At 39.6% G+C, this 3,322-nt stretch carries 1 protein-coding gene; it reads left to right on the top strand.

What is annotated here, in order from left to right; all coding sequences use genetic code 11:
- Positions 1-363: 363 nt before the first annotated feature.
- Entirely contained in the window at positions 364-3,018 is a 2,655-nt protein-coding gene (locus tag OZD66_RS05725; RefSeq protein ID WP_182367684.1) for a 2-oxoglutarate dehydrogenase E1 component, read from the top strand.
- The last annotated feature ends 304 nt before the right edge of the window (positions 3,019-3,322 follow it).

Raw genomic sequence — 3,322 nt, forward strand, 5'->3', positions numbered from 1 at the left:
TAGCGGGATCTATGTTAAGGTATGACGGTTAAGTAAGGGATCTATGTTAAGAGATACCGCGGCGGTATGACGGTTCGTGACGGTATGACGATTCGCGACGGTATGACAATAAGCTCGTCATCCCGCTACGTGTTAGCGGGATCTATGTTAAGGTATGACGGTTAAGTAAGGGATCTACGTTAAGAGATACCGCGAATGAATCGTGGTATGACGGTGTAGATGATGGTTAAGTATCCCGCTGCTTGTTAGCGGGATCTGGAGATACCGCGAATGAATCGCGGTATGACGTATAGAAACTAAAAAACTTCTTTTTTAAAAAACTTAAGTTATACTTATAAGTATTTGATACTTTTTATAGTGATTATGTCGAGTTTAAGCTGCCTTTATGGTGATAATGCAGAATTTGTGGAAGAAATGTATAGCCGTTATTTGCAGGGTGATAAATCAATCGGGGAGGATTGGTATAGAATTTTTTCAAGCAATTTAGAAGTTAATAAAGCGGAGACCTGCGGTGCACAACATGTAACTAAGGTGGATGATTCAGTTTCTAGTTTAGCAAATTTTTTCAGATCTTACGGTCATTTTTTTGCGGATCTTAATCCGTTATCACCCAATGTGAATAAGGAAGTAGATTATCAGAAATATTCGAATCTATATCCGGCAAGTGACGCTGGAATCTATAGAGATATTTACTGCAAGAACATCGGTTTTGAATTTATGCATATCTCCTCTTATGAGGAGAGGATGTGGCTGCAGGAAAAGATCGAAAATCAAACCTATACGCTGAGTTCACAAGATAAAAAGGAAATACTGAGGCACTTAATTGAATCTGAAATGTTCGAACAATTTCTCCATATGAAATTTCCTGGATATAAACGCTTTTCTATTGAAGGTGGAGAATCAGCTATCGTTGCAATTGAAAAAATCATTAGTGATTCTACGGTTTTTGGTATTGAAGAAATAGTCCTTGGCATGGCTCACCGCGGACGACTCAATGTTCTAACCAAAGTGATGGGGAAAGAATATGCGGCAATGCTATCTGAATTTCAAGGCAATCTTGCATATCCAGGTGGTCTTGAGGTGTCCGGTGATGTTAAATATCACCTTGGTTACTCTTCTGATCAAATACTTGCCAGTGGTAAGAAAATACATTTAAGTTTATGCCCTAATCCATCTCACCTTGAAGCGGTAAATCCGGTTTTGGCTGGAAGAATAAGAGCAAAACAGAATATAAGATCTGTGCTTGGCATATCAATTCATGGTGATGCGGCTTTCATCGGTCAAGGAGTGGTTGCTGAAACTTTAACCTTAAGCAATATTGAAGGCTATAAAGTGGATGGCATTGTGCACATTGTCATTAATAACCAAGTTGGTTTTACTGCTAACCCATGTTGCGCACGATCCTCTTTTTATTGCACTGATATAGCAAAATCAATAGAAGCTCCAGTGTTTCACGTCAATGGAGATAACCAGGAAGCTGTGAGTTTTGCTACAAGTCTGGCGATGGAATATAGGCAGAAATTTAAAAAGGACGTAGTAATTGACATAATGTGCTACCGCAAATATGGCCATAATGAAGGTGATGAACCGAATTTCACTCAGCCACTTATGTATAAGGCGATATCAAAGCATAAAACTCCTGGAACATTGTATGAAGAAAAATTGACTGCAGAGAAAGTATTAGATGGCGATGAAGTAAATAAATTGCGCAGTGAATTCAGGGCAAAATTAGATAAAAGTCTTGCTGAATCAGCGGCTTACACTCCAAAAAAAGCTGACTGGTTCGGTGGAGTGTGGTCAAAATTAAGAAGAGCAAAGCTGAACGATTTGAGCGAATACTACACGGATTCTGGTGTTCCGCCAGATGAGCTGAAAAAATTAGGTGTACATATAAATAGCAACATCCCAAGTAGCTTTAACATTAACAATAAGGTTAGAAAAATACTTGATGGCAGAATAGACAGCATAAATTTTGGTAGTAATATAGACTGGGCAACTGCCGAAAGTCTTGCGTTTGCATCACTGCTCACAGAAAGAATAGGAGTGCGTTTATCAGGACAAGACTCTGGTCGTGGAACTTTCTCGCACCGTCATTCAAGGCTTGTTGATCAGGTAACAGAAGAAGCATTTATTCCGCTAAACAATATAAATGAAAAGCAAGCTCACTTTGAGGTCATAGATAGCGCACTATCTGAGTATGCTGTAATGGGCTTTGAATATGGATATAGTCTTGATTCTCCGTATTCACTGGTGCTCTGGGAAGGACAATTTGGTGATTTTGCAAACGGTGCGCAAATTATGATCGACCAGTTTATCGCATCTGCAGAAACAAAGTGGTTGCGATCAAGCGGTCTAGTTTTATTGCTGCCTCATGGTTATGAAGGACAGGGACCTGAGCATAGCTCCGCACGTATAGAGAGATTTTTGCAACTCTGCGCAGAGGATAATATGCAGGTAGTTAATTGTTCCACTCCGGCGAATTACTTCCATGTCTTACGCAGACAAATGCATAGAGACTTTCGTAAGCCTCTGGTAGTGTTTACACCTAAATCGCTACTGCGCCACAAAAGAGCAGTATCTAACCTATCTGATTTTGAAGGAAAATTCCTCACAGTAATTCCAGAATGTAGAACAGGTTTAGTTTCGAATGATAAAATACGTAAAGTTGTAATATGCAGTGGTAAAGTTTATTACGACATATGTGAAGCACAAAAAATAAACGATATAGCAGTAATACGTTTGGAGCAATTCTATCCGTTTCCTGCCGATAAACTAAGTATTGAACTTGAAAAGTACAAAAACGCTGAAATTATATGGTGTCAAGAAGAACCAAAAAATATGGGAGGATGGTTTTTTGTCAACCCATTGATAGAGGAAGTGTTATCCAATCTCAATATTCAAGCGAAAAGACCTAAGTGTATCGCAAGACCTGCTGCTGCATCTCCTGCATGTGGTTATGCTAGTGTACATGCTCAGCAACAAGAGGAGATTTTGAAGCAAGTTATGCAGGGAATCTAGCACAATTGTGCAAATATTGAAGCGAAAGCTGGCAAGCGAACACTGTTCATCAGATCTTGACGCTGGACACTGCAGCCAGGCGCGATAGAAAACGTATCACACCAATCAAACCTCTTTGATGCTCAGACAAATATAAAAAGACTTTCATTCGTATCTGTTCAGGATAGCGGCAAGACCATAGAGTAAATGTGAGGTAAGACCTTACAATAAATGGTGTCATCCCAGTGCTTGACACTGGGATGGCTTTGTTGCATCGCTAGCTATGATGGATTAAAGATAAAAAAGATGGAGAATATCAGTAGCT

The organism is Wolbachia endosymbiont of Drosophila baimaii (assembly GCF_028982185.1).
Taxonomy (GTDB): Bacteria; Pseudomonadota; Alphaproteobacteria; order Rickettsiales; family Anaplasmataceae; genus Wolbachia; species Wolbachia pipientis.